At 60.6% G+C, this 26114-nt stretch carries 25 protein-coding genes; 11 read left to right on the forward strand and 14 right to left on the reverse strand.

Annotated elements, in window-relative coordinates; genetic code table 11:
• Nucleotides 1-10 precede the first annotated feature (10 nt).
• The 7 genes from GVL50_RS13255 to GVL50_RS13285 are packed head-to-tail and all read left to right on the forward strand — an operon-like array spanning nucleotide 11 to nucleotide 6504.
• Nucleotides 11-1234 (forward strand): type II and III secretion system protein family protein, encoded by a 1224-nt coding sequence (locus GVL50_RS13255; protein ID WP_159813479.1) that lies wholly within the window; start codon nucleotides 11-13, stop codon nucleotides 1232-1234.
• Nucleotides 1231-2421 carry a pilus assembly protein gene (locus GVL50_RS13260; protein ID WP_053116928.1) on the forward strand — a complete coding sequence of 397 codons (1191 nt, stop codon included), beginning with the start codon at nucleotides 1231-1233 and terminating at the stop codon, nucleotides 2419-2421. Before GVL50_RS13255 ends, GVL50_RS13260 begins: the two co-directional genes overlap by 4 nt.
• Entirely contained in the window at nucleotides 2418-3686 is a 1269-nt protein-coding gene (locus tag GVL50_RS13265; protein ID WP_159813481.1) for a CpaF family protein, read from the forward strand. Before GVL50_RS13260 ends, GVL50_RS13265 begins: the two co-directional genes overlap by 4 nt.
• An 18-nt stretch (nucleotides 3687-3704) precedes the next feature.
• The gene (locus tag GVL50_RS13270; RefSeq protein ID WP_159813483.1) at nucleotides 3705-4589 is read left to right on the forward strand and encodes a type II secretion system F family protein; all 885 of its coding nucleotides are present in this window, start codon (nucleotides 3705-3707) and stop codon (nucleotides 4587-4589) included.
• A 1-nt stretch (nucleotide 4590) separates the two neighbouring features.
• Nucleotides 4591-5475, forward strand: a complete 885-nt coding sequence (locus tag GVL50_RS13275; protein ID WP_159813485.1) for a type II secretion system F family protein — start codon at nucleotides 4591-4593, stop codon at nucleotides 5473-5475.
• A gap of 23 nt (nucleotides 5476-5498) precedes the next feature.
• Nucleotides 5499-6221 (forward strand): tetratricopeptide repeat protein, encoded by a 723-nt coding sequence (locus tag GVL50_RS13280; RefSeq protein WP_053116924.1) that lies wholly within the window; start codon nucleotides 5499-5501, stop codon nucleotides 6219-6221.
• Nucleotides 6222-6231: 10 nt separating this feature from the next.
• Nucleotides 6232-6504, forward strand: coding sequence for a DUF3613 domain-containing protein (locus tag GVL50_RS13285; protein WP_053116923.1), 273 nt, complete (start codon nucleotides 6232-6234; stop codon nucleotides 6502-6504).
• Between the two features lie 123 nt (nucleotides 6505-6627).
• Here GVL50_RS13285 and GVL50_RS13290 read toward each other — a convergent pair whose 3' ends face one another.
• From GVL50_RS13290 to GVL50_RS13300, 3 genes are all read right to left on the reverse strand, one after another.
• Nucleotides 6628-6990 carry a DUF6124 family protein gene (locus tag GVL50_RS13290; RefSeq protein ID WP_159813487.1) on the reverse strand — a complete coding sequence of 121 codons (363 nt, stop codon included), beginning with the start codon at nucleotides 6988-6990 and terminating at the stop codon, nucleotides 6628-6630.
• A gap of 924 nt (nucleotides 6991-7914) precedes the next feature.
• Nucleotides 7915-8682, reverse strand: a complete 768-nt coding sequence (locus GVL50_RS13295) for a response regulator transcription factor (protein WP_159813489.1) — start codon at nucleotides 8680-8682, stop codon at nucleotides 7915-7917.
• A gap of 126 nt (nucleotides 8683-8808) precedes the next feature.
• Entirely contained in the window at nucleotides 8809-9279 is a 471-nt protein-coding gene (locus tag GVL50_RS13300; protein WP_159813491.1) for a prepilin peptidase, read from the reverse strand.
• A gap of 75 nt (nucleotides 9280-9354) precedes the next feature.
• On the opposite strand from GVL50_RS13300, the gene GVL50_RS13305 reads away from it, so the two are divergent.
• Entirely contained in the window at nucleotides 9355-9810 is a 456-nt protein-coding gene (locus tag GVL50_RS13305) for a TadE/TadG family type IV pilus assembly protein (protein WP_159813493.1), read from the forward strand.
• A complete protein-coding gene (locus tag GVL50_RS13310) occupies nucleotides 9807-12560 on the forward strand; it encodes an ATP-binding protein (RefSeq protein WP_159813495.1) in 2754 nt (917 codons plus the stop codon). Before GVL50_RS13305 ends, GVL50_RS13310 begins: the two co-directional genes overlap by 4 nt.
• Here GVL50_RS13310 and GVL50_RS13315 read toward each other — a convergent pair.
• The 5 genes from GVL50_RS13315 to GVL50_RS13335 all read right to left on the reverse strand — a co-directional run bounded on the left by GVL50_RS13315 (nucleotide 12557) and on the right by GVL50_RS13335 (nucleotide 17456).
• Nucleotides 12557-14554: a pilus assembly protein TadG-related protein gene (locus tag GVL50_RS13315; protein WP_159813497.1), complete on the reverse strand. Its 1998-nt coding sequence runs from the start codon at nucleotides 14552-14554 to the stop codon at nucleotides 12557-12559. The genes GVL50_RS13310 and GVL50_RS13315 overlap by 4 nt on opposite strands.
• A gap of 612 nt (nucleotides 14555-15166) precedes the next feature.
• Nucleotides 15167-15724, reverse strand: coding sequence for a DUF4136 domain-containing protein (locus tag GVL50_RS13320; protein WP_053116918.1), 558 nt, complete (start codon nucleotides 15722-15724; stop codon nucleotides 15167-15169).
• Between the two features lie 53 nt (nucleotides 15725-15777).
• Complete coding sequence (locus tag GVL50_RS13325) at nucleotides 15778-16392, reverse strand: DUF4136 domain-containing protein (protein WP_053116917.1); 615 nt, start codon at nucleotides 16390-16392, stop codon at nucleotides 15778-15780.
• A 12-nt stretch (nucleotides 16393-16404) separates the two neighbouring features.
• Nucleotides 16405-17154 (reverse strand): methyltransferase, encoded by a 750-nt coding sequence (locus tag GVL50_RS13330; protein WP_159813499.1) that lies wholly within the window; start codon nucleotides 17152-17154, stop codon nucleotides 16405-16407.
• Nucleotides 17154-17456 (reverse strand): MazG-like family protein, encoded by a 303-nt coding sequence (locus tag GVL50_RS13335; protein ID WP_053116915.1) that lies wholly within the window; start codon nucleotides 17454-17456, stop codon nucleotides 17154-17156. The genes GVL50_RS13330 and GVL50_RS13335 overlap by 1 nt, the downstream gene beginning before the upstream one ends.
• 240 nt (nucleotides 17457-17696) lie before the next feature.
• Between GVL50_RS13335 and GVL50_RS13340 the strand changes: the two genes are divergently transcribed.
• Nucleotides 17697-17990, forward strand: a complete 294-nt coding sequence (locus GVL50_RS13340; RefSeq protein WP_007914623.1) for a hypothetical protein — start codon at nucleotides 17697-17699, stop codon at nucleotides 17988-17990.
• A gap of 150 nt (nucleotides 17991-18140) precedes the next feature.
• The gene (locus tag GVL50_RS13345; protein ID WP_159813501.1) at nucleotides 18141-19490 is read left to right on the forward strand and encodes an MATE family efflux transporter; all 1350 of its coding nucleotides are present in this window, start codon (nucleotides 18141-18143) and stop codon (nucleotides 19488-19490) included.
• Here the strand turns inward: GVL50_RS13345 and GVL50_RS13350 are convergent.
• The 6 genes from GVL50_RS13350 to GVL50_RS13375 form a co-directional block, all read right to left on the reverse strand.
• Nucleotides 19484-20359 carry an alpha/beta hydrolase gene (locus GVL50_RS13350; protein WP_159813503.1) on the reverse strand — a complete coding sequence of 292 codons (876 nt, stop codon included), beginning with the start codon at nucleotides 20357-20359 and terminating at the stop codon, nucleotides 19484-19486. The two genes, GVL50_RS13345 and GVL50_RS13350, sit on opposite strands and share 7 nt — an antisense overlap.
• An 18-nt stretch (nucleotides 20360-20377) precedes the next feature.
• On the reverse strand, nucleotides 20378-21172 hold the full coding sequence (locus tag GVL50_RS13355; RefSeq protein WP_159813505.1) for a DUF4123 domain-containing protein: 795 nt from the start codon (nucleotides 21170-21172) through the stop codon (nucleotides 20378-20380).
• On the reverse strand, nucleotides 21169-22512 hold the full coding sequence (locus GVL50_RS13360) for a contractile injection system protein, VgrG/Pvc8 family (RefSeq protein ID WP_159813507.1): 1344 nt from the start codon (nucleotides 22510-22512) through the stop codon (nucleotides 21169-21171). The genes GVL50_RS13355 and GVL50_RS13360 overlap by 4 nt, the downstream gene beginning before the upstream one ends.
• Before the next feature lie 234 nt (nucleotides 22513-22746).
• Nucleotides 22747-24660, reverse strand: coding sequence for an arginine decarboxylase (speA, locus tag GVL50_RS13365; RefSeq protein ID WP_053116910.1), 1914 nt, complete (start codon nucleotides 24658-24660; stop codon nucleotides 22747-22749).
• A 219-nt stretch (nucleotides 24661-24879) separates the two neighbouring features.
• The gene (locus tag GVL50_RS13370; protein WP_007914613.1) at nucleotides 24880-25251 is read right to left on the reverse strand and encodes a translation initiation factor Sui1; all 372 of its coding nucleotides are present in this window, start codon (nucleotides 25249-25251) and stop codon (nucleotides 24880-24882) included.
• A 305-nt stretch (nucleotides 25252-25556) separates the two neighbouring features.
• Complete coding sequence (locus GVL50_RS13375) at nucleotides 25557-26114, reverse strand: NUDIX hydrolase (protein ID WP_053116909.1); 558 nt, start codon at nucleotides 26112-26114, stop codon at nucleotides 25557-25559.

The following is a 26114-nucleotide window of genomic DNA, read 5'->3' on the forward strand; positions in this document are numbered from 1 at the left end:
ATCCAAGTGCATGCCGAGTCGTTGCTGGCCGACCTTAAAACCAATGCTGCAGGCCATGTTGTTGATGGGCCTGTCGATGGACGCCGTGTGGGCGGCCACCGGTAATTGCTCGGCACTCGGGCGCATGCCGCCGGTGATCGAGATCGGCGAGGGCTTTCAACAGGATGTGCAATCACCGGTGGCGATCACGCGGCTGGCGATTGGCGATCCGAAGATCGCTGACGTGCACGCCAACGGCAGCTCGTCTTTTCTGCTCACCGGCGTCGCGCCCGGCGCCACCAGCCTGATGGTCTGGACGTCGTGCTCCAGCGAACCGCGCCAGAGCATGGTGTTCGTGCAAGGCGCCGCCACCGCTGCACTCACCGGTGCCAGCCTGCCGCCGTCAGAAGATCCGAGCCTGCCGTCGCAAGTGCAGACCGACATTCGTTTCGTCGAAGTCAGCCGCACCAAACTCAAGGAAGCCACCGCCTCGTTGATCGGTGTGCGCGGCAACTTCCTGTTCGGCTCGCCCGGCACATTGCCGAATATTGATGGTGTGCCGCAGCCACGCTTGCCGGTGAACAACGGTCTGTTCAACTTCTCATGGATCGGCGGCAAGACCATGGCGATCATCAATGCGCTGGAAGGCAGCGGCTTCGCTTACACCCTCGCGCGGCCAAGTCTGGTAGCGCTGAGCGGGCAAAGCGCAAGCTTCCTTGCTGGCGGCGAAATCCCGATTCCGGTGCCCAGCTCCGGCAGCGACACAGTGACCATCGAATACAAGGAATTCGGTATTCGTCTGACGCTGACGCCGACCGTGATCGACCGTAATCGCGTCACCCTCAAAGTCGCACCAGAAGTCAGCGAACTGGATTACGCCAACGCCATCAACATCGGCGGCACGCCAGTGCCCGCGCTGACCGTGCGCCGCACAGACACCAGTGTGTCGCTGGCCGACGGCGAAAGTTTCGTCATCAGCGGTTTGATCAGCACCACCAACACTTCGCAGGTGAACAAGTTTCCGGGCCTGGGCGACATCCCGGTGCTGGGCGCATTTTTCCGTGATTCGCAGATCAAACGCGAAGAGCGCGAACTGCTGATGATCGTCACCCCGCACTTGGTGCAGCCGCTGGCCGCCGACGCGCAACTGCCGTCGTTGCCGGGGGAAAAACTGCGCAACTACGACCCGAATTTCTATCGCATGTTCTTCCTCGAAAACGGCAACTTCGACAAGCGCAGCGGGTTGTCCCAATGAGCCAGAGCCTGAGCCAGACGTTCCTCGCCATCACCCGCAACAGCACCGATCTGGAATGGCTGCAAAGCGCCCTCGCGCCGCTCGGCCAAGTAGTCAGCGCCGGTGGTGGCAGCCTCGATGAATTGCTCGCACTGGTCGATGTCACCTTCGCCAATCTGGTGTTCGTCGGCCTCGATCGCGAACACGTCGTGGCGCAGAGCGCGCTGATCGAAGGTGCGCTGGAAGCCAAACCGATGCTGGCGATCGTCGCCCTCGGCGACGGCATGGACAATCAGCTGGTGCTCAATGCAATGCGCGCCGGCGCGCGGGATTTCGTCGCCTACGGTTCGCGCTCCAGCGAAGTCGCAGGATTGGTGCGGCGCCTGAGCAAACGTCTGCCGCCGGTGGCACCAAACACGCAACTGGGTGGCCTGACCGTGATGTATGGCGTGCAGAGCAGCTCCGACGGCGCACTGCTGGCCAATCATATGGCGATGGTCGTGCAGAAGAGCGGACAACAAACTTTGTTGCTCGATCTCGGTTTGCCGCGCGGTGACAGCCTCGCGTTGCTGGGCTTAGAGAGCTCGTTCCACTTCGGCGACGCTCTGCGCCATCTAAGACGCCTCGACGCCACGCTGATCGACAGCGCCTTCACCAGCGCCGAAGCCGGGCTGCGCATCCTCGCTTACGCCAGCAGTGACGAGCCGCTGGAAACCACCAGCGCCGCCGAATTGTTCATGCTGCTCAGCGCCCTGCGTCAGCACTTCCAGCACATCGTCGTCAACCTCACCGGGCAAGCCGACAGCGAGGCCTTGCGCACTTTCGTCAGCCACTGCGACAAGCTGCTCTGGTACACCGATCAGAACGTGCTCAACTGCCGACGCAACCTCGCCGTGCTCAATAACTGGCGCGAGAAAGGCATGAAACTCGACCACGGCCGACTGCTGATCGACCGCTATTTAAGCAACGTCGCGCCGGATGCGGAAACCCTCGGCAAGACCTACAACCTGGAAGTTATCGCGGTTCTGGCGGCCAACGCCGAAGTGCGTCTCAACGCGAAAAATCAGGGTGTCAGCCTGTTCGAACTGGCGCCGCGAGAAAAACTCACGCAAAGCCTGCGCGCCCTCGGCGAACGTCTGGCGAAACGCTCCGAAGGGCTGGCGAAACCGAAAGTCACCTGGTTCGGGCGTCTGCGAGGCAACACATGAGCAGCGAAAAACTCTTCGGCTCGCCGCAACGCGGGGCGGTGGGCAACACCGATCACGAAGGCCTGAAACTGGTGCTGCACCGCTACATCATCGATGCCATCGAAGAGTCGGGGAAAAACCTGCTGGAGGGTTCGCGCCAGCAACTCGCGCAATTCGTCACCGACAAAGTCGCTGAATACATCGCCCGTTTGCACCTGGCGATCTCGCGTTATGAGATGGAGCGGCTGGGCGAAGAAATCGTCGACGAGCTCACCGGGTTCGGCCCATTGGAAGTGCTGCTGCGCGATCCAACGGTGACGGAAATTCTGGTCAACGGCCCGCACCGGGTGTTCATCGAACGCGACGGCGTGCTGCATCAAAGTGACCTGCGTTTTATCGATGCGCATCACGTTGAACGGGTGATGCAGCGGATTCTCGCGCCGCTCGGTCGGCGTCTTGATGAGTCGTCGCCAATGGTCGATGCGCGCCTGCCGGATGGCAGTCGGGTCAACGCGATCATTCCGCCGATTGCCCTCGACGGCCCGTGCCTGTCGATTCGGAAATTCCGTAAAGACATGCTGAAAAGCAGCGACCTGATGGCGATGCAAACCATCGATCTGCAGATCTTCGAATTCCTCCAGGACGCGGTCGGCAAGCGCTGCAACGTTCTTATCAGCGGCGGTACCGGCACCGGTAAAACCACGCTGCTGAACATCCTCAGCCAATTGATCAACCCGCACGAACGTCTGGTGACCATCGAAGACGTCGCCGAATTGCAGCTCGGCCACCCGCACGTGGTGCGTCTGGAAACCCGTCCGCCGAATGCCGAGGGCCACGGCGAAGTGAAGGCCAGCGACCTGATCCGCAACGCCCTGCGGATGCGCCCCGACCGCATCATCCTCGGCGAGATTCGCGGCGTCGAAGTGGTCGATGTGTTGACCGCGATGAACACCGGCCACGACGGTTCGATGAGCACCGTGCACGCCAACAATGCGCAGGATGCGCTGCTGCGTCTGGAGACGCTGGTCGGCCTGACCGGTCGCGCCATCGCCGAACGCACCTTGCGCCAGATGATCTGCGCGGCGCTCGACGTGATCATCCAGTTGACCCGCATGCCCGATGGGCGCCGCTGCGTCAGCGAAGTGGTGGAAGTGGTCGGCATCCGCGAAGACGTCTACGTCACCAACACCCTGTTCCGCCTCGACCGCCGCACCGGTTTCGGCTTCCTCCGTGAAGCGGTCAATCCGGCGGGCGACAAGTTGCGCCACGAGACTCATCTGGGCTGACGGCAAGGAGCACGGAGCATGCTGGGACCGGTCATTCTCATAACCTTGTGTCTGGTTTTGCTCGGGCTGTCGATCCGTTTGTTTCTGCACGGCATACGCAAAACCGCCAACGAAAAAGTCCTCGGCCGACTGGCCGCCGGGCAACCGCAACTGGCCGAAGAAAAACCGAAATGGGTGGGCCTTGAGCGGATGTTTTTGCGCGCAGGTTTAGGCCGTCCGACCGAGCGTTTTGGTTTGTGGATGAGTCTTTTGGCGGTCTCCATGGGTCTCGGTTATCTGCTGTTCGACTGGGTTGGTTTGCTGGTGATGCTGGTCGCTCCGCCACTGATTTTGCGGCTGTACATCGCCTTCCTTTATCGGCGCCGAATCAAGCGCATGATCGAGCAGCTGCCGCAGTTACTCGATCACACCGTGCGCAGTTTAAAGTCCGGGCGCACCTTGAGCGACGCGGTCATGGGCGGCATCGAGGCCAGTGACGATCCGCTGAAAAAAGCCATGGGCCGGGTGCAGCGCAACGTGCAACTGGGGGTCAATCTGCCCGACGCGGTCAGCGACTTTGCCGAGCTGTACGAGCAGGACGAACTGCGCATGTTCGCCCTCGGCCTCAAGGTCAATCACCGCTACGGCGGCAACGCCAGCGAACTGCTGGAGAACCTGATCAAACTGATCCGCGAACGCGATCAGGGCGCCCGTCAATTGCGCGCCCTCACCGGCGAAACGCGGATGACTGCGTGGGTGCTTGGCTCGCTGCCGATCATCCTCGTCAGCTATTTCATGCTGACCAATCCGGGTTACATGCTCGGCATGTGGCACGACTCGGGCGGCCACACCATGTTGATCATCGCAGCGCTGTTGCAAGTGTTCGGATGCCTGGCGCTGTGGCGCATGTTGCGGAGTGTTTGAAATGCTCTATCTCGCCGCCCTGATGTTATTGCTCGGTGCGCTGCTGCTGGTGGCCAACCACTTGCTCACCGAGCGCCGTCGCGTGCGCCAGGTCAACCAGCGGTTGCAGGGGCATCTGGTGCGCGAAAACCGCTTCGGCACTTGGTTGCGCGCGTTCGGCAACACTCGATTTGGTCGGCGTTCGGTGAGCATCGACAGCGAAACCCAAACCCTGCTCAGCCGCATTGGCTGGCGCCGCGCCAACGAGCGCGCGCTGTTCGCCGCCTGCCAGATCGGTACGCCGTTGCTGACCTTAGGGCTGGCGATTTTTTTACAGGAAGTTTTTTTCCCCCACGCCGACAACCGCTGGATCATGCCGATGCTCGCCGCCGGCGCCGGTTACCTGCTGCCCAAACGCCTGCTTGCCTACGCGGCCGGGCGTCGGCAGAAAATCATCTCGGTGGAAATTTCCACGTTCATTCCGCTGCTGCGCATCCTCTTCGAATCCGGCATGGCCGTGGAGCAGGCACTGCGCGTGCTGAGCATCGAGGGGCAAAAACTGCTGCCGGAACTGACCAGCGAACTGCGCCTGATCCTCGTCCGTGTCGACTCCGGTCTGGAGCTCGGTCAGGAGCTGAACAAAGCCGCGGTGATGCTCGCCGTCGACGAATTCACCGACACCTGCGTGATCCTTCAACAACTGATCCAACAGGGCGGCGGCGCGATGAAATCGCTGCTGGCGCTCAAACAACTGCTGGATGACCGGCGCCTGACACGCTTGCAGGAATACATCTCGAAGATGTCGGCAAAAATGTCGGTGGTGATGATGTTGTTTCTGTTCCCGGCGCTGCTGATCGTCCTCGCCGGCCCCGGCTTCACTGCGATTACCCGGGCGTTTGCATCCTGAATCCGACTCATGGAGCGTGTTTGATGAAAGTACTGATAGTCATCGCCAGTCTGCTGCTGCTCGGCGGTTGCGCCACCAACGGCCAGGCGCCGTGGACGTCGCTGCTGTCGCCGTCCAGTTGCAGCAAACTGTCCTCGGAACAGGAACTGGCGCTGAACCTGGCGGACGACCTGGCCAACGATGGCAAACTGCACGCCAGCCTCGCCAACCTCGAAAGCCTGCCGGACAACCTCAGCGAAGTGCGTCTGCGCAAAGCCAAGGTCTATCGCCTGCTCGGCCGCAGCGAAGCCGAACCGCTTTACCGCAGCCTGGTCGGCGGCTGCCTGACCGCCGAAGCCGAACACGGCCTCGGCCAACTCTATGCCGCGCGCGGCGACAACGGCCAGGCCCAGGCGCACCTGCAACGCGCCGTGCGCCTGGCGCCCACCGACGAAAAAATCCGCAACGACCTGGGCGTGGTCTACCTCAACCAACTGCGCCTGAACGACGCCAGCTTCGAATTCCTCACCGCCCTCGAACTCAAGCAAAACAACCAACTGGCGGCGCAGAACCTGGTCACCTTACTGCTCTACCAGAACAACTGGCCGCAAGCCGCCGAAATCGTCAGCCGCGCCAAACTGACCCCGGATCAATTCACCGAAGCCCAGGAACGCGCAGAAAAACTCAAAGCCCCGGTCAAAGCCAAACCCGCGGCCAGCAACCAGGTCGCGGTCGTCGCCGACCCACTGCCGTCCTCGATCAAATAAGGAGACAGCCATGAACCCCGTCAAAGGCCTGTGCTACCTGACCCTGCTCAGCCTGCCCCTCAGCGCCCACGCCATCGACGCCGGCCCCGCCTCGGCGCAACAACAGGAAACCGAAGGCTGGCTCGTCCTGCAAAGCCGCAACCAGGCCGCCTCGAAAAACCCACAACCGGCGACCGCCACTGAGCGTGAATTGGCGATGCAGCGCTGGATCAAAAAATACAAATACGAAATCCCGGATCTGTATGACCCGGATGCGGGTGGGAAGATTGAGACCAAAAATTAGAAGCGGGGTGACCATCCGACCGCTTTCGCGAGCAAGCCCGCTCCCACACTTGATCGCATTCCATCTGAAAGAACCCGGTCAACTGTGGGAGCGAGCCTGCTCGCGAAGAACGATGACACGGTCTTACGTCTGCGGATCAACCCGATCCAGCGCACGATTCACCGTCAATTCAGCAAGCATCACAATCTGCTGAATCGCCAACGCCGTACTCCTCTGCAAACCACTCAACTCATTCGCAAAATTACTCGCCATGGCACTCGCCGAGGCCAGTGATTCGCATGCGTGGGCGAGCAGGCTTTCGGTATCGATGTTGGGGTGGACGAGAAACATCGTGCTGGGCTGGTAGGGTTTTTCGGGTGCTGGGCTGAGGTAGAAATCGAGAGCGCGTTTGATGGCTTCGCGGTTTTTGATTTGATCGTCGGCGCGGATGGCTTCGGCGAGTGGGGTGGTGAGGTCGTGCGGGGGATCGGGAATCAGTTTGTCCATGAAAAGCTCCTACTTCCTAGTGAGAGCCAACTCTTGCCGTTTCCACACGACAAAAGGTGGCAGCTGTACGCAGGGTGGAAAACCGATAAGTAGGCAACCGGCCAGACCAAAGTCTGCCCACGCACAGCCGCCGCGACACAGTTTGCAGACGAAAGAAGACGCCGACAATGATTACGGTAGCGATGCAATGCATCTACTTGATACAGGTTTCCACACCTGGTCGCTGAATTGGCAGCGACAGGCAGAGACTAGAGCGCGCGCGTCCGACGGACAACCTGAAAACCCTGTGGGAACGTTCGACAAATTTCACACACTTTTAAACAACCAAAAGCAAACCCTCACCCTAGCCCTCTCCCGGAGGGAGAGGGGACTGACCGGGGTGTTTGGGCGAGTTACGCCGACGTGAAATACCGAGCCGAACTTGAGTTTTAAAGCTTGGATCAAAAGCCCCTCACCCTAGCCCTCTCCCAGAGGGAGAGGGGACTGACCTGGGTGTTTGGGCGAGTTACGCCGACGTGGGATACCGAGTTGAACTCACATTCTGACAAGCACAAAAATCGGCCCCCTCTCCCTCGGGAGAGGGCTGGGGTGAGGGGCAATAACACCACAAATCAAAAGCCGACCACGCAGTGCTCTTCACCACTCAACACGATGAGCGCAAGCTCGGGTGCAGCTTTTGATCTTAGAGCCCGTCGGGAGGCTGAGCGGGAGGGATTCATACGGGGAAAGCATCGAGAGGAGGTGCAGCGAAGCAAACCGTAGGCGATGCCCCCGGATGAACCCGGAGCGAAGGAACCCGAGCCTTAGCGAGGGCCGGACGTCAGGGCAAAGACCTTTGGTTACTTTGGGGCGTTTGCCAAAGTGACCCGCCGTAAGGGCGGAACCCTAATCCGCCATCACACAAATACCGGATATGTACCCAAATCAATGCGCCGTAACCCGCCCCCGCCCAGGCGAAAGCGCCAACGCCAACTGCGTCCGATTATGCATATGCGTCAACCTTAAAACCTGCGAAACATAAAGCTTCACCGTGTTCTCGGTAATCCCCAACTCACAAGCAATCTGATAATTCGTCTGCCCCTTCCCCACCAACCGCGCCACATCCAACTGCCGTGGCGACAACTGATTGAAAATCTCCGGCATCTCCGCCGCCTCAACCTCCCCACCCAACCTATCCCGCACCACCGTCGCAGGACTACGCCGAACCTTATCCAGATCCTGATAAAGGTCATCAATCGACTCAGACAAAAACTGCAACTTCTGATTCAAATGCCCAAGCTGCACATTCTTGTGCCGCTCCTGCAACGCCAACTCCTGACGCTGCAAACCCTCCAGCAACTCCGCCAGATCAATCGGCTTCTGATAATAATCAGCAATCCCCGCGCGCAACGCCTTGATCACGTCCTGCTTGTCCGCGCGCCCGGTCAACATGATCGCCTCGAACGCCCGCTGCTTGCCGGCCAGGCGTTGCAACGCCTGCACCAGTTCAATGCCATCCATCCCCGGCATGTGCAGGTCGCACAACACCAGACCAATCTGCGCGTCTTCAGTAAAACGCTCGATCGCCTCTTGGCTGGAAACGCAGGGGACGCAGCGATAACCGCTGGACTCGAGAAACTCGCACAACTCCTCGACAATCAAGGGTTGATCATCAACCACGAGGACTTTTACCGCAGACGTAAGCTTGTTCACGTGCCACTCCATGCCCTAGGCCAAAGCTGACCATTCCTGTACTGACAGCTCTCGGCTGTATAACCAGCTCCTTTGAAAGTAGACGTACTTTCCGACTATGTACATAGAACTAGTGGCGCCCGGCGACTAGTGGATCCAATAGAAAGCCAGCCCCGTGCCGAGCAGCACAAACGGCGCAAATGGCAGCTTTTTTGACGATCCCGGGCCCAAATATCGAAGACGATCTCTAAGCCCTTGACTCATATGCAGCCAGACTCTTGGCGCGAGCAGCAGCCAGAGCACGCTGGCGATACCGGCGCCGACAAATGTCCAAAGAACGAAAATACCGTCCGTCGCAAGGCCCAGAGCTGTCATTAGTTTCACATCACCGGCGCCCATGCGGCCCATCAAATAACCCGGTAGGGTGAACGCCAACGCCAACAAAACCGCCCAGCCGCCCTGCCCGGCCTGAGCACCCAGCCAGGTGCTGCCGGTGGCCAATAAAAACACCAGCGCCAAGGCACCGACACCGACGGTCAAGAGATTGGTGATGCGCCGCTGCCGGGCGTCCTGAGCGGCGCAAACCAGCAGCCATACGAGAAGGATAAAACTCTGCATCCGGTAAAAACCGTCCGTTTTTGCTGAATGATTCTATGCTGATACTACGCAGTGACTGTCAGGGTAGACGCACTCATGAAAAACGGCTTTCGGAAGTCGCAAAAAGGTGCGGTGGCGATTGAGTTCGCCTTGGTGTTCGTGATCTTTTTTGCGGTGTTTTACGGCTTGATCAGCTACAGCCTGCCGTTCGTGATGATGCAATCATTCAATCAGGCCACAGCTGAAGCCGTGCGCCGTAGCGTCGCCATTGACCCGATGACGCCCGGTTATGCGACGGCGGTCGTCAATGCTGCGAATGCAGCGCTGACTCAACAACTGTCTTGGGTGCCGTCGTCGTTCAATTTGGTGATTGGCACCGATACCAGCGCGGTTTTCGACAGCACTAAAGGTCTCAACGGCACGCTCACCGTCAGCGTCAATTACCCGGTCAGCAAGCTCAATCAAGTGCTGCCATTTCTGGTGCTGCCGGGAGTTGGCACCGTGCCCAGCCTGCCGACCAATCTGACCGCCCAATCGAGTCTGCAATTTTGACGGCGGGCGATAAACTTTTCGGGCGGTTGCTCAAGCGTTCAGCGATCATCGCTCACGAACCGCTGGAGCCTCTGGTCTCGCCGATGCTGGGCCTGCACATTCATCTCGACGATGACGGTGCGGTATTGCAGATGGCCGGGCCGTTGCGTCATGTGCTCGAACAACAGAAACCTCACGCTCAACCATTGCCACTGAGCGACTACTTGCTCGCCCACAGTTGCCTGGCCATCGAGGGCCAGCCGAGTGATTGGCAGGGGCAACTGCTCGATCTCGACTTCGCCTGCCTCGGCGATCAGGTGCTGCATTTGCGCGGCTGGGCGCAGCGCTGGGGCAACGGCTGGCTGTTGCAGTTGATGGACATCGCCGACTTGCTCATCGAACGCCAGCAAGCGCGCCACCACGACGCCTGCCAAGTGATCGCCGGGCAAATCAGCGAACAATTGCGCAGTTGCGGCCCGTTGCGTTTGCCGGTGATTGTCAGCGAACAACTGCAAGTCATCGCCCAGCGCTGGCACATCCCTTGTCTGGCATTGGCGCTGCTCGATGAACAGGAACAGGGCTGGCAAATCTATCGACAGTTCCAGGCCCATGACGCGCCGACGCTGTGGCACGACGGTCAGCGACTGGGCACGCCGCTGGACAGTTTGAACGGCACCGCGCCGCAGCGACTCGATGCGCATCACGGCCTCAACGAACATTCGCGGGTGCAGATTATCTTCGGCAACGCCGACGGTTTTGCCGTGCCCTACAGCGATGATCGCGGCGTGGTCGCATGGCTGCTCTGCGGTTTTTACGACGTTGATCACGCTGCGCCCTATCTGACCGTGCGCGACTGGATGTGGCTGGCAAGTTCACTGGCGGCGCCGTTGCTCGGGCGTCTGCGTGAGCAGCAGCATCATCGCCAGCACGAACGTCTGGAATCCCTACAGACCTTGCTCGGCACCGGTTGGTGGGAAATCCCCGGTGTCGGCGATGCGGTGCAATTGGCACCGTCATTGGCGGCCGCCCTGCATCTGCAGGCGACACGATTGACCCAGGAAGAATGGCTGACGCAGATCCATCCTGCCGATCGCGAGGAAATGCGCAGCTGTCTGCACGCCCTGCAACAACGCGGCGAGCCGCTGACCTTGAGCGTGCGTCTGCACCCTGCGGATAACGAGCAGGCGCCGACGTGGTTTCGCGTGCAAGGACAAGTCACCGGCAGCGCCGAACACCGGCGTCTGGTCGGTTTCATGCTCGACATCAGCGACATCAAAAACCAGCAACAACTGGCCGCCGCCGCCCATGCGCGGCTGGACAATCTGATCGCCAGTTCACCGGCGGTAATTTACGTGCAGCACTACGCCGAAGGTGCGTTGCAACCAGCGTTTTTCAGCGCCAGCCTGCAACCGCTGCTCGGTTTGCGTCTGGAAGATTGCAGCGCGGCAGAGCTGATCGAACGCCTGCACCCGGAAGATCGCGAGGTGTATTTCCAGCGTACTCGGCAGTTGCTGCGCGAAGGTTCGGTGCGTGCGCGTTATCGATTGCGTGACAGCCGTGGCGATTATCACTGGCTGCTCGACGAGGCCAAACTGCTGCGCAACGACCTCGGTTTGCCGGTCGAAGCTGTTGGCCTGTGGCTGGATGTCACCGATGCGACGCTGGCCGCTGAGCGGATCAAACAAAGCGAAGAGCGCTACCGGATTCTGGTCGAAGATTCACCGGCGATGATCTGCCGCTATCGCCCTGATCTGACCCTGACTTTCGGCAACCGGCCACTGGCTAACTATCTGGAATGCACGCCAGAGCAATTGCCGGGTATCGATCTGGGCACCTGGATGTCCGACGAGCAGCGCGCTGCTTTCGTCCAGCGCCTGACGCTGCTGACCCCGGAAAACCCGGTGAGCACCGCCGAAATCAGCCTGCAATTACCCGGCCGCGAACATGCCTGGTGGGTGTGGTCGGATCGCGGTGTGTTCGATGAGCGCGGGCAGTTGATCGAAGTGCAAGCGGTGGGTCGCGACAACACCGAAGTGCGCCGCTCGCAGCAGCAGCTCACGCAGAGCGCAAAAATGGCCACCCTCGGCGAGATGGCCACGGGGCTCGCCCACGAAATCAATCAGCCGCTGAACGTGATGCGCATGGCTATCGTCAACGTGCTCAAGCGCTTGAGTAATGGCGATGTGCAGGTCGATTACCTGACCGACAAACTCAACCGCATCGACGCGCAGGTGCAGCGCGCGGCCAAGGTTGTCGATCACATGCGCGTGTTCGGCCGCCGTTCGGAGATCGAGCAGCAACTGTTCAATCCGACTTCGGCCATCGAAGGCACCCTGTCACTGTTGGCTGAAGGCATGCGCGGTAAAGGCGTGGATCTGCGCATCAGCGACACCGGTTTTCAGGTGCAGGTGCGCGGTTACGTCGATCAGCTGGAGCAGGTGTTGATCAACCTGATGGTCAACGCCCGCGATGCGTTGTTGAGCAAGCGTGAGAAGGATTCGAGCTTCAAACCGTGGATTTCGATTTATGCCGAGCGTGATGATGAGAAGGTCAGGCTGTGGGTCGAGGACAACGGTGGCGGCATTGACCCGCGTTTGCTCGAGCGGATTTTCGAGCCGTTTTTTACCACCAAACCTATTGGTGTCGGCACGGGGTTAGGGCTGTCGGTGAGTTACGGGATCATCGACAACATGGGTGGGCTTTTGAGCGTGCGCAACTCGGTCGAGGGCGCGCGGTTTTGTATTGAGTTACCGATTTCGGCGGACGATTAGATGACTAGATAGGCTTTGCCGGTTTGCCCGCAGGTCATGTTGGCGCCGACGTCGACGTCCATCAGGTTGATGCCGAGGCTTTTTAGGAGGTTGTTGAGAATAGGATCCAGCAAGGGACTCAGCACAGCGGTGACCGCTGGGAGTAAACGGTTGGTGACGTCACTGATCAGTGAGGCGACGCCCGTGACAATGGCACCCAACGGATTGCTACCCAGCGGTCGATAGACAATCAGGTTAACCCCCGCCAGCGTGTTCGACAGGCTGTTGACGATGTTGGTAGTCGGCACGGCCGCCTGAATGCTCGGCGGCAATTTCAGGTTGGCCGGGGTGGCGAACGGCGTTGAGCTGGAGAACACCAGATCCTGCGAGTTTTGCGCGACGCTGGTGTCGAGCATGATGCCGATACCGCCGGCGCCGAAAGGGACGTGGGTGGATGCATCACAGGTTCCGAGCCCGAGGATTTTGTGGCAGGTGACGATACCCAGATCGATCAATGCCAACGGCGCCACCGTCGGTTCGGCAGCCGAAGAGAACGCATTGTTCGCGTCGATCTTACCGAGTTTGAGGTCGGCAATCGACGTGATGGTGTGGGCGGTCAGGCTTTTGGTGCCGGTAGCGCCCGTCGGGCAGCGGAAATCGGTGACATAACTTTTCGCACCGCCAACATCCAGGCTGATGTCGATGCGCGGCGTCGGCAGCAGTTGCGGATCCAGTTGCTCGCAACCCGCGCCAAGCAGGCAGCCCAGCGAGTTCAGCGTGCCGACCAAGTCCAGACTCAGCAGCGCATTGAGCGTCGGCGTCAATGCACCGACTAGTCCAAGCACGGCGTTGGTCAGCCCGGTCACGCCGCTCAGCACCGGAAGATTCGTTGAAATCAGCGTGCGAATTTGCGCAGTGCGCACATAAATCCGGTTCGCCCCCAGCGGATCGACTTTGGCCAGCGCCGGATCACCAATCGCAGAAAACTGCGGCGGCTCGATCACCTTCACTTTCACCGTGACATTCGCCAGCCCCAACACGCTGATCGGCAACGTCGCCGCCACCGCGCTTTTGCTGTTGGCCAGTTGAATCACGCCCTGCACCAGTTGCAGCAGTTGCAGATTGGCGTCGAGCCCCGCCGCCGTGGTGCCGGTCTGCAATTGCAGAATATCGCCAAGTTTGACCGGCGCCGCGTTGATCGCCGCCACCTGCAACTGGCCCAGTGCAGTGATCACCTCCGCCGTCGCGCCGTTGAGTTGCACCACCGTCGCGGCGGCCTGAATCAGTTGGGTGACCGTGGCCTGGGTGTTAAGCAGTTGCGTGTAATTACCGGCGGCGACATTGAGGTTGATCGCCAATTGGTTGAGGTAGCTGAGCAGGTTGATATCGGTTTTGAGCAAGCCGTCCCAGCCCAGCGCCGTGAGGTTGACGTTGCCGCCCAGCAGCCCGGAAAACAGCGGATTGAGGATGTTCGATTGCGCGGTATTGATCGTGGCCAAGGTGCTGCGAATGTTCAGTTGGGCGATGGTCGGCTGGGGTTTCGCGGCGACGGCCGTGGCGTTGAGCGTGGTGTTGAGGCTGACCGCCGTGCCGCTGAACAACGCCTGCACGCCGCCGGCAAAACTGGTGGTGAGGGTGTGACTGCCGACTACCCGCACTGCTGCCGCTTGCGTGGCATCGGCGGTGAAGGTGCGCAGTCCGGTTGCGGCAGTAACTAACGATCCGCAAGTGGTGGCGAGGGTGTTGTTGGCATCGACGGTAAAACCATTACGCACCGCGCTTTGCCCGGCGTAAGTGGCAGCGGTCAAACCGGGCAGACAATTGCCGCCACGGCTCACCGCTTCCAGCGCGGCGTTATCCACCACCCGCTGCAATTTGCGCTGCTCCATGTACAAGCGCCCGGTGTCGACCACCAACAGCATCGCCACCAGCGCCACACTCAAGGTGGCAGCCGCCATCAACCCGATCGCCCCGCGTTGCCGGGCCGGGCCATTGAACTGCGAACGAGGCGACATGGCGCACTCCTTTGCCGGCGCACTGCCGAGCGCAACCTCCATTGATGAAAATGAGTGTAGACGCCGCCGAGCAACACTGCTGGCAACACGCCAGCGCACACAGCACAAAACCTGTAGGAGCCGAGCTTGCTCGCGAAAGCGGACTGTCTGCCAAATCAATGTTGAATGTGCCGGCCTCTTCGCGGGCAAGCCCGGCTCCCACAATGACCGAGGTGCCTACAAATTCTGTGAACACCCCAAAAACCTGTGGGAGCGAGCTTGCTCGCGAAAGCGGACTGTCTGCCAAATCAATGTTGAATGTGCCGGCCTCTTCGCGGGCAAGCCCGGCTCCCACAATGACCGAGGTGCGCACAATTCTTCTGAACACCATAAAAACCTGTAGGAGCCGAGCTTGCTCGCGAAAGCGGTGGGTCATTCAGCATTGATCTGCCTGACACACCGTCTTCGCGAGCAAGCTCTGCTCCTACAATGACCGAGGTGCGCACAAATTCTGTGAACACCCCAAAAACCTGTGGGAGCGGGCTTGCTCGCGAAAGCGACGGGTCATTCAGCATTTATCTGCCTGACCCACCGTCTTCGCGAGCAAGCTCGGCTCCCACAGGGATTGGGATTTCAGCGCGGTGGGTAGTTGGCGAGGATTCGGGTGACAGTCTCGCGGATGGCGTTGCTGCGATCTTCCGGATTCGGTTTGCTGGCGAGCATTTGCTCGTCGCTGCCGCGCCACACGAGTTTGCCGTCCTTGCCGTCGAGCAAGTCGATCTGGATGGTCGCGACTTTGTAGGTGATGTTGCGTGTTTCGTTGTACATCGGCGCGCCCCAGTAGCCATTCCACGGGCCACCCCAACCGCCGCCGTAGTTGGTCGTCACTTGCTGCTGACGATCCTCGACGATCAAGTAAGTCTGCACACTCAAATCACCTTTGGCCCCGGCAGCGGCCGGGCGCAAACCGCGCTGATCGAGTTGATCGGTGACGGCCTGGCGGATGCGTTGCTCGGTCAGGTCGCTTTTGATCCGTGGATCATCCGGGCGATATTGCAAGGCGGGTTCTTTCCAGCTCCAGTTGCGATACGCAGCAAAATCGCGGCTGGCGTCGAAGTCATGATTGACCTGATTGGCGGCGCAGGCGCTGAGCAACGCGGCCATGGCCAGTAAGGCGAGACGACGGAACATGGTTTTTCTCCGGTAGAAGACATGACCTGCACAAGCTTCTCATTTGCAAGAAGCTAACTGGGAGGATACGCCGACATGGCCTTTTCCACAGCCTCCCGGATCGAATCGGCTTGATCACTCTGGTTGCCACGGGTGCCTGTTTCGGCGCTGGAACTCCAGACCGGTTGTCCGGTACCGGCGTCGAACAGATCCACCTGAACGACGACCACTTGTTCGGAGTACGTGCGCACGATCGGCACGCTGTTGTACATCCCGTAACCCCGACCATAACGATCATAGCCACTGTATCCGCCGCCGTAGTAGCCGTAATCGTCCTGCACCTGACGCAAGCGTGTTTGCAGACTCAGATTGGCGCTGACCAACAGGTCGGCCGGACGATTGTCGTGCAGCGGGCGCAGACCTCGCTGATCCAGCGCGTTGCTGACTGCCTCGGCCACTTGCGCCGAATCCGCCCATGCCGTGCCCGGCGGCAATTGGCCGTTGAGCCAGGCCCAGCTGCGATAGCGTCCGTAATCACGCGGCGGCGCCGGATAAGCACTGCGATCAAAGGTGTTGGCGGCTTGCGGCGGCGCCGGCGGCAAGGGCCGCGATTGCGCCACATAAGGGTTGCTGCCCTCGCAGGCGGCCAACCCCAGACAGATCAGCAATAACCCGGATTGAGCTTTCATTTCGCGCTCCGATCAGATCGGCCGGCAGATCCAGTGCAAGTAACGCCCAAGCCCGGCGAAGCTTGGGTGGCGACGGTGAGCGAGCTCCATCTCGAGCAAATCGACGAGTTCGGCGCGGGCCTGGAATTCTACCGGCATGTAGTCGTGGAAAACCCGGATCCCGCTCTGAGTTTCGACCTGCCACAACCCTTCGAGTTGCGTTGCCAATTCCCGTGGATCGAGGGGCTGCTGCGGGGTCAGGCTCTGCTTTTCACCGGCCATGTCGTTCTTGCGCATTTTCTTGAAATGGCCTTTGAGCAGGTTGCGGTAAATCAGCGCGTCGCGGTTGTAGAACGCCAGCGACAGCCAGCCGCCGGGCTTGGTCAATTGATGCAGCACCGGCAGGATCGCGTGGGGTTCGGCGAGCCACTCGAGCACGGCGTGGCAGATCACCAGGTCATACGGTTCGGTGAGTTGCCCGAGCAACTCCTGCCACGGTGCCTGAATAAACGTCGCGGTCTGCCCGGCTTCGGCGAAACGCTGGCGCGCGCCTTCGAGCATCGGTTCGGCCGGCTCGGTGAAGGTCACCTCGTGGCCACGCTCGGCCAGCCACAGCGACATGTGGCCGAGACCACCGCCGATGTCGAGCACACGCAACCGCCGATCCGGCAGCGCTTCAACGAGGTCGGCCTGCAACACCGCGAGGCGAATCGCGCCTTTGGCGCCGCCGTAGATTTTTTCGGCGAAACGCGTCGCCAACTGATCGAAATGCCGGTCGCTCATCAGCTGAACCGCCGTTCGCTGTCGGCGAGCTTGGCGCGCACCACTTCATTCATGTCCAACCCCAACTCGCTGCACAGCAGCAACAGGTACAGCACGATATCGCCGACTTCCTGCCCGGCATGGGCGAGTTTGTCAGCGGGCAACTGGCGCGACTGGTCTTCGCTCAGCCACTGGAAGATTTCCACCAGCTCAGACATCTCGACGCTGGCGGCCATGGCGAGGTTTTTCGGGCTGTGAAATTGCCGCCAGTCATTGCGGTCGCGAATGGCGTGCAGGCGTTCGGTCAGTTCAACAAGGTTCATCGGGCTCTCCTGAAGGCGTATAGCTTCAAGCGGATGCCCGCTGAAGGCAAGGCCCTCTGTAGGAGCTGCCGCAGGCTGCGATCTTTTGACATTGATCTTGAAAAACAACATCAAAAGATCGCAGCCTGCGGCAGCTCCTACAGGTTTTCCGTTCGGCGTTGCATTGGGCCATACTCGTGGCAGGGAACTCGGCCACCTGCGTTGTGGCCCAAGGCTCAGCTCTTTCATCAGGATGCACACATGCAGGTAGAAAGCTTTTTCGAATGGCTCGGCCAGGCGCTCGGGTCGGTGATCCGCTTTATCGTCGATGGCCTCAGCGGGCTGTTCAATATTCTGAGCAATGCCGGCGGCAACTTTGTCGACGGGCTGGCGAAGACGCTGGGGATGGACACGTCGATCATCAGCATCATCGCGCTGATTGTCGGGTTGATGCTGTTGTGGTCGGCGATTCGGGCGTTTATGAATGCGTCGATCATTGCCGGGATTATCTGGTTGTTGCTGGGGTTGTGGTTGCTGAGCTGGATTATTCACTGACACCACCGCCCTCCTGTAGGAGTGAGCCTGCTCGCGATAGCGGTGGTTCAGTTGAAACATCTCTAGCTGACACACCGCTATCGCGAGCAGGCTCACTCCTACAGGGGGATTGCGTTAATCGCTACAATGCCGCTCCCCCAAGGAGCCCGCATGTCCAACCTGACCACCGACTGGCGCGACCGCCCGACTCACCGCAAGGTCTGGGCGCTGGCTGCGCCGATGATCCTTTCGAATATTTCCGTGCCGCTGGTGGCGCTGGTCGACAGCACTGTCATCGGCCATTTGCCCCACGCCCATCAATTGGGCGCCGTGGCAGTCGGCGCCAGCCTGTACACCTTTCTCGCCTGGGCCATGGGTTTTCTGCGCATGGGCACTACCGGTTTTGCCGCGCAAGCAGCCGGGCGCAGTGACGGCGCGGCGTTGCGGCAGATTCTCTTGCAAGGGCTGCTGCTGGCGATGGGTCTGGCGCTGGTGCTCGGCACCCTCGGCGTGCCGTTGAGCGGCGTGGCTCTGCATTTCATGCAGCCGTCGGCGGAGCTGGATCAGCTCACCCGGGAGTTTTTCCATACGCGGCTGTTCGGCCTGCCGGCGGCGCTGGCCAGTTATGCGCTGGTCGGCTGGTTCCTCGGCACGCAGAACGCGCGGGCGCCGCTGGCGATTCTGCTGAGCACCAACCTGATCAACATCGCCCTCAATCTGTGGTTCGTCATCGGTCTGGACTGGGGCGTGGTCGGTTCGGCCCGCGCTTCGGTGATCGCCGAATGGAGCGGCGCCCTGCTCGGCCTCTACATGACCCGCAAAGCCCTGCGTGCGTATCCGGGGCACATTGCCTGGGCGGCGTTGAAGCTGTGGCAGAGCTGGCGCCCGTTGCTGGCGGTCAATCGCGACATCTTCATCCGCAGCCTCGCCCTGCAATCGGTGTTTTTCCTGATCACCGTGCAAGGCGCGCGGCTGGGTGATGCCACCGTCGCCGCCAACGCGCTGCTGCTCAATGGCTTGCTGCTGACCGCCCACGCCCTCGACGGTCTGGCCCACGCCGTCGAAGCCCTCTGCGGCCACGCCATCGGCTCGCGTGATCGCCTCGCGTTGCGTCGATCGCTGGTGGTGGCCGGCGGTTGGTCATTGATCGCCAGCGTCGGTTTTGCCGTGCTGTTTCTGCTCGGCGGGCATCTGTTTATCGAGATGCAGACCAACATCCAGAGCGTGCGCGACACCGCATTCATCTACCTGCCCTACCTCGCCGTGCTGCCGTTGATTGCGGTGTGGAGCTACTTGCTCGACGGCCTGTTTATCGGCGCCACCCGCGCGCGGGAAATGCGCAACGGCATGTTGATGACCGTGGTTCTGCTGCTGCCCTTCGCCTGGGCGCTACAAGGTCTGGGCAATCACGGCCTGTGGATAACGTTTCTGCTGTTCATGGTCTTGCGCAGCCTGACGCTCGGCGCGCAAGCGCTGTGGCTCAAACGCAATGACGGCTGGTTCAACGGCGGCGCTCACTGAGTGGGCGTGTGCTCGATGAAGCCGACCACCTGATCGAGCACCGGCGCCAATCGCCGCAATGGTCGTGACAGTGTCGCCACCAATGTGATGTGGTTGGGCCGCGAGTAATACAAATCTTGCACCGGCACCCCGGCTTCGCGCAGTTTGCGAGCGAGGCCGCCGGTGTTGCGCGTCGGGTTGACCAGATCATCCTTGCTCGCAGCAATCAGCAACGCCGGTGGCGCGCCGCGACTGACGTGATTGATCGGCTGCGATTGCGGCGGCGAATTCGGCCAGAAGAACACCGGGCGCACATCAGGGTTCTCGATCGGCAGAAAATCATACGGCCCGGCCAGACCGATCCATCCGCTGAGATCTTTCGGCGACATGCCGACCTTCCCCAGCAAATCGCCATCCAGCGCCAGCATCGCCGCGTTGTAGGCGCCGGAGCTGTGCCCCATCAAATACAGGCGCTGCGGGTTGCCGGAATATTCACTGATGTGTGCCTTGGCCCACGCCACCGCCCGCGCGCCGTCTTCAAGAAACAGTGGATAACGCACCTGCGGATACAGCCGATAATCCGCAACCACTGCGACAATTCCGCGCGACGCCAGCGCTTCGCCGACAAAGGTGTAATCCGTTCGGTCGCCCGTATTCCAGCTGCCGCCGTAGAAAAACACCACCACTGGCGCATCCTTGAGCGGATGACGCGGCACATAGACGTCGAGCTTCTGCCGTGGATCGTCACCGTAGGCAATGCCAGCGGTTTTATCGAAGGTATCTTCGGGCGTCAGGGCATTGAGCACTTTCACCGGCGAGCAACCGCCCAGCACCAACAGTAAAATCCCGCCGATCAGCGTGCCAAACCGTTGCCGAAAAGTGCCTGCCATGGATGCCGAACCTCTGATTCAGGGTTGATCGTTCTGCCACTGACGACGCACATGGTCGAGCCCTTCCTGCTGGGTCAATCCCGCCGGTGGCGGCACCAACACAGCGCGCGGATGCAGCAAGCGTAGCCACAACCAGCCGTCGAGCACGCCACGGTCGCTGAAGCCCAGCGCCAGACCTTGTTGAACATGGGAGGCCATCGCCGCGTAGTCGGTTCCAAGCGATTGGCACCAGCGCCAGATGTGCTGCTCCAGCAGACAGGTTTGCAGGCGCTCGCGTTGCTGCGCGGTCAGATTTTCTTCAACCCCGAGCGGCGCCACCGCCAAGCGTGGATTGCGCAATTGCTGCCAGCCGTGACTGCCGATTGCCCGGTCGGCCCAGGTGCCGCCGTACCAACGTAACTGCTGGATTGGCCCGAGCCAGCGGCTCAATTCGCGGGCATCACAGGCGTCGAAGAAATAGCTGGCGGTCTGGCGGTTGTAGTAACTCAGCAGCGCCCGGTGATGCAGGCCGAACGACACGGTGAGCATGCGCCGCAAATGCAGGAGCAATTCCGCGCTCGACACTTCGCTGTCCAGCAGCAAGCCGCGCCAGGTCTGCGGGTCGCGCTGACAGCATTCCAGCAGCGCCTCGCTGTCGTGCAACTCGATCAACAACGGCCCGTGCTCGCGCAGCGGTTGAAACTCCGTGGCATCGAACAGCCAGAAGTGCCGCAAGCCGGCAAACTCTTCACGCAGATTCTTCAGCGCATGCGGTGCTTCCTGGACATCAAGCAGCAGCCATTGCGCCAGCGGTTCGAGCATGACGTCGCTCATCCGCGACCGCTCGGGTCGAGTTCACTGACCAACCGGCAGCTGCAGATTGATTCGCGACAATGGCTGTAACTGCCGCCGCCGGGGATCAGGCACAGCAGCAGCAACGGTTGCGCCGACTTCAGCCATTGCGGCAGGCCTTCGGTGATGATCTGCTCCGGCAACGGGGTATCTTGCTTAGGCTCTTCATCGGCCAGCGGCGCCTGTAAAACCCCGCTGATCACCGGTTGATCCGGATCGCCTTCAAGAAAACTCACCACCACCTCGACCCCTTCGCGCAGCAATGGCAACGCCTGGTCGGCCAACGCCGGCGCCAGCGGCAGCCAGCAATGACTGGCCGCAGCGCCTTCGCCCTGATACAGCCAGTCGAATTGCACCGCCACCGGCCGCGAGCGATCCGGACGCGGCTCGTCGACCGCCACCACCCAGGCCCGTTGCAAACTGTGCATGCGTGGGCGCGCGGGCACGGTTTCCGGTACCGGCGCGGCATCCTGCAAGACCGCGAAAATCCGGTTGGCGTAAGGCTGTTCGAGGGACATGTCAGCGTGATGTTCAACGCGCGACAGCAGCCATTCACGATTGCACTCGGCAAATGGATGCCCCGCCAGCGGCAACCAGCGGCCACTGCGCAAGCAGGCCAGATCGGTTTCGCCCTCGGCCCTCTGCGCCGCTTGCGTACCGCCCTCGCTCGGCGACCATGCGTTGTGCAATTGCCAGCGACGCACCGCTGGCGCTTCGTCTTCTATCACGTCAGCAAATTGCGCGGCACCGGCCCGAGGCAATTGCGCGACATCGTCACCGAACACCAGACAATGGCCGTCACGCCGATGCTCGAAGTGATAGTGGATGCCCGCCTGCGCGCACAACCGCTGCAGCAGTTGCAGGTCGGACTCGCGGTATTGGGTGCAGAACGCCAACGGCGGATAGTCGCCGCCCAGCTCAAAGCGTCGCTGCCCACCGCTGATCCCGTGTTCCTTGAGCACTTGCGCAAGAATTTGCGGCACCGAGCAACCACTGAACACCCGCTGACTGAAACGCAACGCCAGGCAGTTCAATTTTGGCCCCAACCGCGCGCGACACAGGCGGACGCCCGGGCCATGTTCGTGCTGAACCAGGCTGTGCAATTGCCCGTGCACACCGTTGCGCAGCGCATCGAAATGCAGGAACACCGAGCGGTGCAGCAGACCGGCGAGATCCAGTTGCACATCGTCGATCAACACATCGATCTCAAACGCAAAGGGTTCGCTGAGGGCTTCGTTACCGGTAAACGCCAGCACTTCGAAGGCGTCGGACAGACCCGCTACATCGAGACGAAAGGTCGGCTCGTTGACTGGATCAAACATAGGCGGATCTCTACAGGAGGGGCGGCCGGGGATTCTCGCCGAGACCCATGGCTGAGTAGAGTGCCGAAGTACAACTTAGGAAATGACCTACGCGAAAAGCAGACCGGATGACTTTGCTGGCCGGGATGGCCAAGGATTTCGCGGGGAAGTTGGGATATGTCCCACCGGGTTATCCGAACTTTCCACAGCCTGCGGGGAAAATTTCAGACAACCCGGTTTAAGGACAACCTGCCGTCAGGAAGACAGGTAGGAGGAGCGGGTCAGACCCAGACGCAAGGCATCGAGGAATTGCGTGCGTTCGCTGGCACTGATGCGGGCACTGGCGCACTTGTCGCGGTAGTGAGTCATCAGTTCTTCCGGCGACAAGTGCACGTAACGCAGCATGTCTTCGATGGTGTCGTGGGTCTCGATGCCGGCGTGGTACACGCTGCCATCGGCGTTCTGGTAGATGTTCACCGAGTCGGTATCACCGAACAGGTTGTGCATGTCGCCGAGGATTTCCTGATAGGCGCCCACGAGGAACACGCCCAGCAGGTAGTCTTCGCCTTCATTCAAACCGTGTACCGGCAGACTGGTTTCGATGCTCTGCTCGTCGACGTACTGATTGATCTTGCCGTCGGAATCGCAGGTCAGATCTTGCAGCACGGCACGGCGCAGCGGCTCTTCGTCGAGACGGTGCAGCGGGATGATCGGCAGTACCTGATCGATCGCCCAGGTGTCCGGCAGGCTCTGGAACACCGAGAAGTTGCAGATGTACTTGTCGGCCAGTTTGTCGTTGAGCTCGTCGAGCACCTGACGGTGCGAACGCTGACGGGCTTTCAGCGAGTTGTGCAGGCGGCGGCACACGGCGAAGTAGCACTGCTCGGCCAAGGCTTTCTCGGCCAGGGTCAGCTTGCCGTCGGCGTACTGCGCAGCCACGTCGCTCATGTAGTGAGTCGCGCGCCAGTAGGTTTCGGTGACCATTTCGATGTCGGTCGGGCCGAGCAGGTCAACCAGCCACTGCACGGTTTCCGGCAGCGCTTCTTTATTTTCGATCTGCGGGATTTCGTCGTTGTGCTTCTCGACGTCAGTCACCTGCACCACCAGCATTGCGTGGTGCGCGGTCAGCGAGCGGCCGCTTTCGGAGAAGATGTGCGGATGCGGCAGGGCCTGCGCATCGCAGAATTCCTTGAGCATGCCGACCACGACACCGGCGTAATCGTCCATGTCGTAGTTGATCGAGCTGGCGTTGCGCGAGTGCGTGCCGTCGTAGTCGACGCCCAGACCGCCACCGACGTCGATGTGATCGACCGGCAGACCGAGGTTGCGCAGCTCGCCGTAGTAACGGATCGCTTCTTTGAAACCGTGCTGATAGTCAGCGAGGTTGGCAATCTGCGAACCCATGTGGAAGTGCAGCAGGCGAATGCCCTGATCCAGACCGGCCGCGCGGAAGCGCTCGACCACCGACAGCAGTTGCGCCGCCGACAGACCGAATTTGGATTTCTCGCCACCGGTGTCCGCCCACTTCGACGAGGCCAGCGACGACAGACGCACGCGCAGGCCGACCTGTGGCTTGACCTTCAGCGAGGCGGCTTCTTCGATCACCAGAGCGACTTCGGATTCTTTCTCGATGACGATGAACACGTTGTGGCCAAGCTTCTGACCCATCAGCGCCAGACGAATGAACTCGCGATCCTTGTAACCGTTGCAGACGATGGTGCCGCCCTTCGGCGCCAGTGCCAGCACGGCCAGCAGCTCAGGCTTGGAGCCGGCTTCCAGACCGATGGAGACGTCCTTGGTGGCGATGATGTTCTCGATCACCGCTTCTTGCTGGTTAACCTTGATCGGGTACAGCGCGGTGTACTTGCTCTGGTATTCCAGACGCTCGATGTTCGCATCGAAGGCGCCGGTCAACTGGCGGACACGGTCTTGCAGGATGTCAGGGAAACGAACCAGCAACGGCAAGGACAAACCGCTTTTGCGCAGTTGGTCGACTTGCTCGAACAGGTCGATAGGCGAGCTGCTCGGGCCGTTCGGACGAACTTCGACGCGACCGGCTTCATTGATCGCGAAATACCCGGCCCCCCAATGGCGAATCCCGTAAACACTGCGGCTGTCCGCAACTGTCCATTGGCTGCCATCGTCTTTACGTGTGCGTCGTACGGACATCGAAGTCCCCTATAAAGAAGTCATAGTGCGTCGCCTGAACGCAGGCTGGCGCAGTCTAAAGAATGAAAATGACGATTCATCAGCGCGGCGGTAGACCGCGCTGACCGCGTGGAGTTTAGAAACCGGTCATGAACAGGCTCTGTGAAAACCATGGAGACGACGCCGGATCTGAATGAATTCAGCGCCGGATCAAGCCGCAGATGGATTTCACAGAGGCTGCTAGCCGCCGGACTTCTTCGCTTTGAAACCGTGCTTGATCAGCTCAGCCAAGAGTAGCTCGACATGATCGCCCTGGATTTCGATGATCCCGTCTTTCAGCGCCCCGCCAGTGCCGCAACGTTTCTTCAACGTTGTCGCCAACTCTTTGAGCGCGTCTTCGGCCAGTGGCACGCCGGTGATGGTGGTCACCGTCTTGCCGCCGCGGCCCTTGCTCTCGCGACGCACGCGGGCAATGCCGTCCCCTGCCGGGATCACGGTTTGTTTGCAGATACAGGCGTCCACCGGCTTACTGCATTCCGGGCAATGACGACCTGCGTCGGTGGAAAATACCAGGCCACCAAGGGCGGCGAAGGATGCGGCTTTTTTGGCCACCGGCAATCCTCTTGGGAGGACAAAGACTGATCGCGACCTTGGGCAGGTCATCGACCGCGAAGCCCCACTCAGGCAGGGGCAGCGCTACTGCACCGGAATTTGGCGACGAGACTGCTGACCTGTAGGAGCTGCCGAAGGCTGCGATCTTTTGATCCTGCTCTTGAAAAACAAGATCAAAAGATCGCAGCCTTCGGCAGCTCCTACAGTGGGTCAGCAGGCCAACCTCAAACTATTCGGTGCAGCTTGAAAAGGTCGCGCAGTGTAACGGCAAAAAACCCGATTGCTAAGTGCCAATCAGCGCCAATTTATGTGTTCTTTGCGACGTCGCTTTGTTGCGCCTTGAGATAGCGCTTCAACGCGGCCAGCGAGTCCGGGCAGTAAGGCTTTTGCCGGATTTCCTGCATGACCTGCTCGACCGGAATAAAGCGCGCTTCCAGCACCTCTTCCGGCTGCAGTTTCAGCGGGCCGTCCCAGACTGCAGAAAACGCCGAACACCAGAGACGGTTGCCGGTGTCTTCGAAGTAGAAATGGTCGTGAGCGGTCAACTCCACCCCGCTGACGCCCAGCTCTTCTTCAAGCTCACGGGCGGCCGACTCGGCGTAAGTCTCGTCAGCCTGCACCATGCCACCCGCCGCGACATCCCAATAACCGGGATAAATCGCCTTGCTCAGCGTGCGCCGGTGCACGCAAAGCTCACCGGCGGAATTGAACAGCATGATGTAAGTGCCGCGACCGATCAGCCCGCGTTCGCGCAGATCGGCGCGCACCAGAGCGCCGAGCAGGTTGTCCTGCTCGTCGACCCAGGCAATCTGTTCGGCATCGGAGGCGGCACGGTGCGCCGCCTCTTTCGCGCTATCGGACAT

This window comes from Pseudomonas sp. 18058, assembly GCF_902706155.1.
Classification (GTDB): Bacteria; Pseudomonadota; Gammaproteobacteria; order Pseudomonadales; family Pseudomonadaceae; genus Aquipseudomonas; species Aquipseudomonas rustica.

Coding starts and splice junctions, on each gene's coding strand:
- GVL50_RS13285 (WP_053116923.1), top strand. CDS start 6,232: ATGAACCCCGTCAAAGGCCTGTGCTACCTGACCCTGCTCAGCCTGCCC.
- GVL50_RS13255 (WP_159813479.1), top strand. CDS start 11: ATGCCGAGTCGTTGCTGGCCGACCTTAAAACCAATGCTGCAGGCCATG.
- GVL50_RS13325 (WP_053116917.1), bottom strand. CDS start 16,392: ATGAAAGCTCAATCCGGGTTATTGCTGATCTGTCTGGGGTTGGCCGCC.
- GVL50_RS13270 (WP_159813483.1), top strand. CDS start 3,705: ATGCTGGGACCGGTCATTCTCATAACCTTGTGTCTGGTTTTGCTCGGG.
- speA (WP_053116910.1), bottom strand. CDS start 24,660: ATGTCCGTACGACGCACACGTAAAGACGATGGCAGCCAATGGACAGTT.
- GVL50_RS13290 (WP_159813487.1), bottom strand. CDS start 6,990: ATGGACAAACTGATTCCCGATCCCCCGCACGACCTCACCACCCCACTC.
- GVL50_RS13315 (WP_159813497.1), bottom strand. CDS start 14,554: ATGTCGCCTCGTTCGCAGTTCAATGGCCCGGCCCGGCAACGCGGGGCG.
- GVL50_RS13320 (WP_053116918.1), bottom strand. CDS start 15,724: ATGTTCCGTCGTCTCGCCTTACTGGCCATGGCCGCGTTGCTCAGCGCC.
- GVL50_RS13280 (WP_053116924.1), top strand. CDS start 5,499: ATGAAAGTACTGATAGTCATCGCCAGTCTGCTGCTGCTCGGCGGTTGC.
- GVL50_RS13300 (WP_159813491.1), bottom strand. CDS start 9,279: ATGCAGAGTTTTATCCTTCTCGTATGGCTGCTGGTTTGCGCCGCTCAG.
- GVL50_RS13330 (WP_159813499.1), bottom strand. CDS start 17,154: ATGAGCGACCGGCATTTCGATCAGTTGGCGACGCGTTTCGCCGAAAAA.
- GVL50_RS13275 (WP_159813485.1), top strand. CDS start 4,591: ATGCTCTATCTCGCCGCCCTGATGTTATTGCTCGGTGCGCTGCTGCTG.
- GVL50_RS13375 (WP_053116909.1), bottom strand. CDS start 26,114: ATGTCCGATAGCGCGAAAGAGGCGGCGCACCGTGCCGCCTCCGATGCC.
- GVL50_RS13305 (WP_159813493.1), top strand. CDS start 9,355: ATGAAAAACGGCTTTCGGAAGTCGCAAAAAGGTGCGGTGGCGATTGAG.
- GVL50_RS13350 (WP_159813503.1), bottom strand. CDS start 20,359: ATGGCAGGCACTTTTCGGCAACGGTTTGGCACGCTGATCGGCGGGATT.
- GVL50_RS13335 (WP_053116915.1), bottom strand. CDS start 17,456: ATGAACCTTGTTGAACTGACCGAACGCCTGCACGCCATTCGCGACCGC.
- GVL50_RS13340 (WP_007914623.1), top strand. CDS start 17,697: ATGCAGGTAGAAAGCTTTTTCGAATGGCTCGGCCAGGCGCTCGGGTCG.
- GVL50_RS13260 (WP_053116928.1), top strand. CDS start 1,231: ATGAGCCAGAGCCTGAGCCAGACGTTCCTCGCCATCACCCGCAACAGC.
- GVL50_RS13345 (WP_159813501.1), top strand. CDS start 18,141: ATGTCCAACCTGACCACCGACTGGCGCGACCGCCCGACTCACCGCAAG.
- GVL50_RS13355 (WP_159813505.1), bottom strand. CDS start 21,172: ATGAGCGACGTCATGCTCGAACCGCTGGCGCAATGGCTGCTGCTTGAT.
- GVL50_RS13360 (WP_159813507.1), bottom strand. CDS start 22,512: ATGTTTGATCCAGTCAACGAGCCGACCTTTCGTCTCGATGTAGCGGGT.
- GVL50_RS13265 (WP_159813481.1), top strand. CDS start 2,418: ATGAGCAGCGAAAAACTCTTCGGCTCGCCGCAACGCGGGGCGGTGGGC.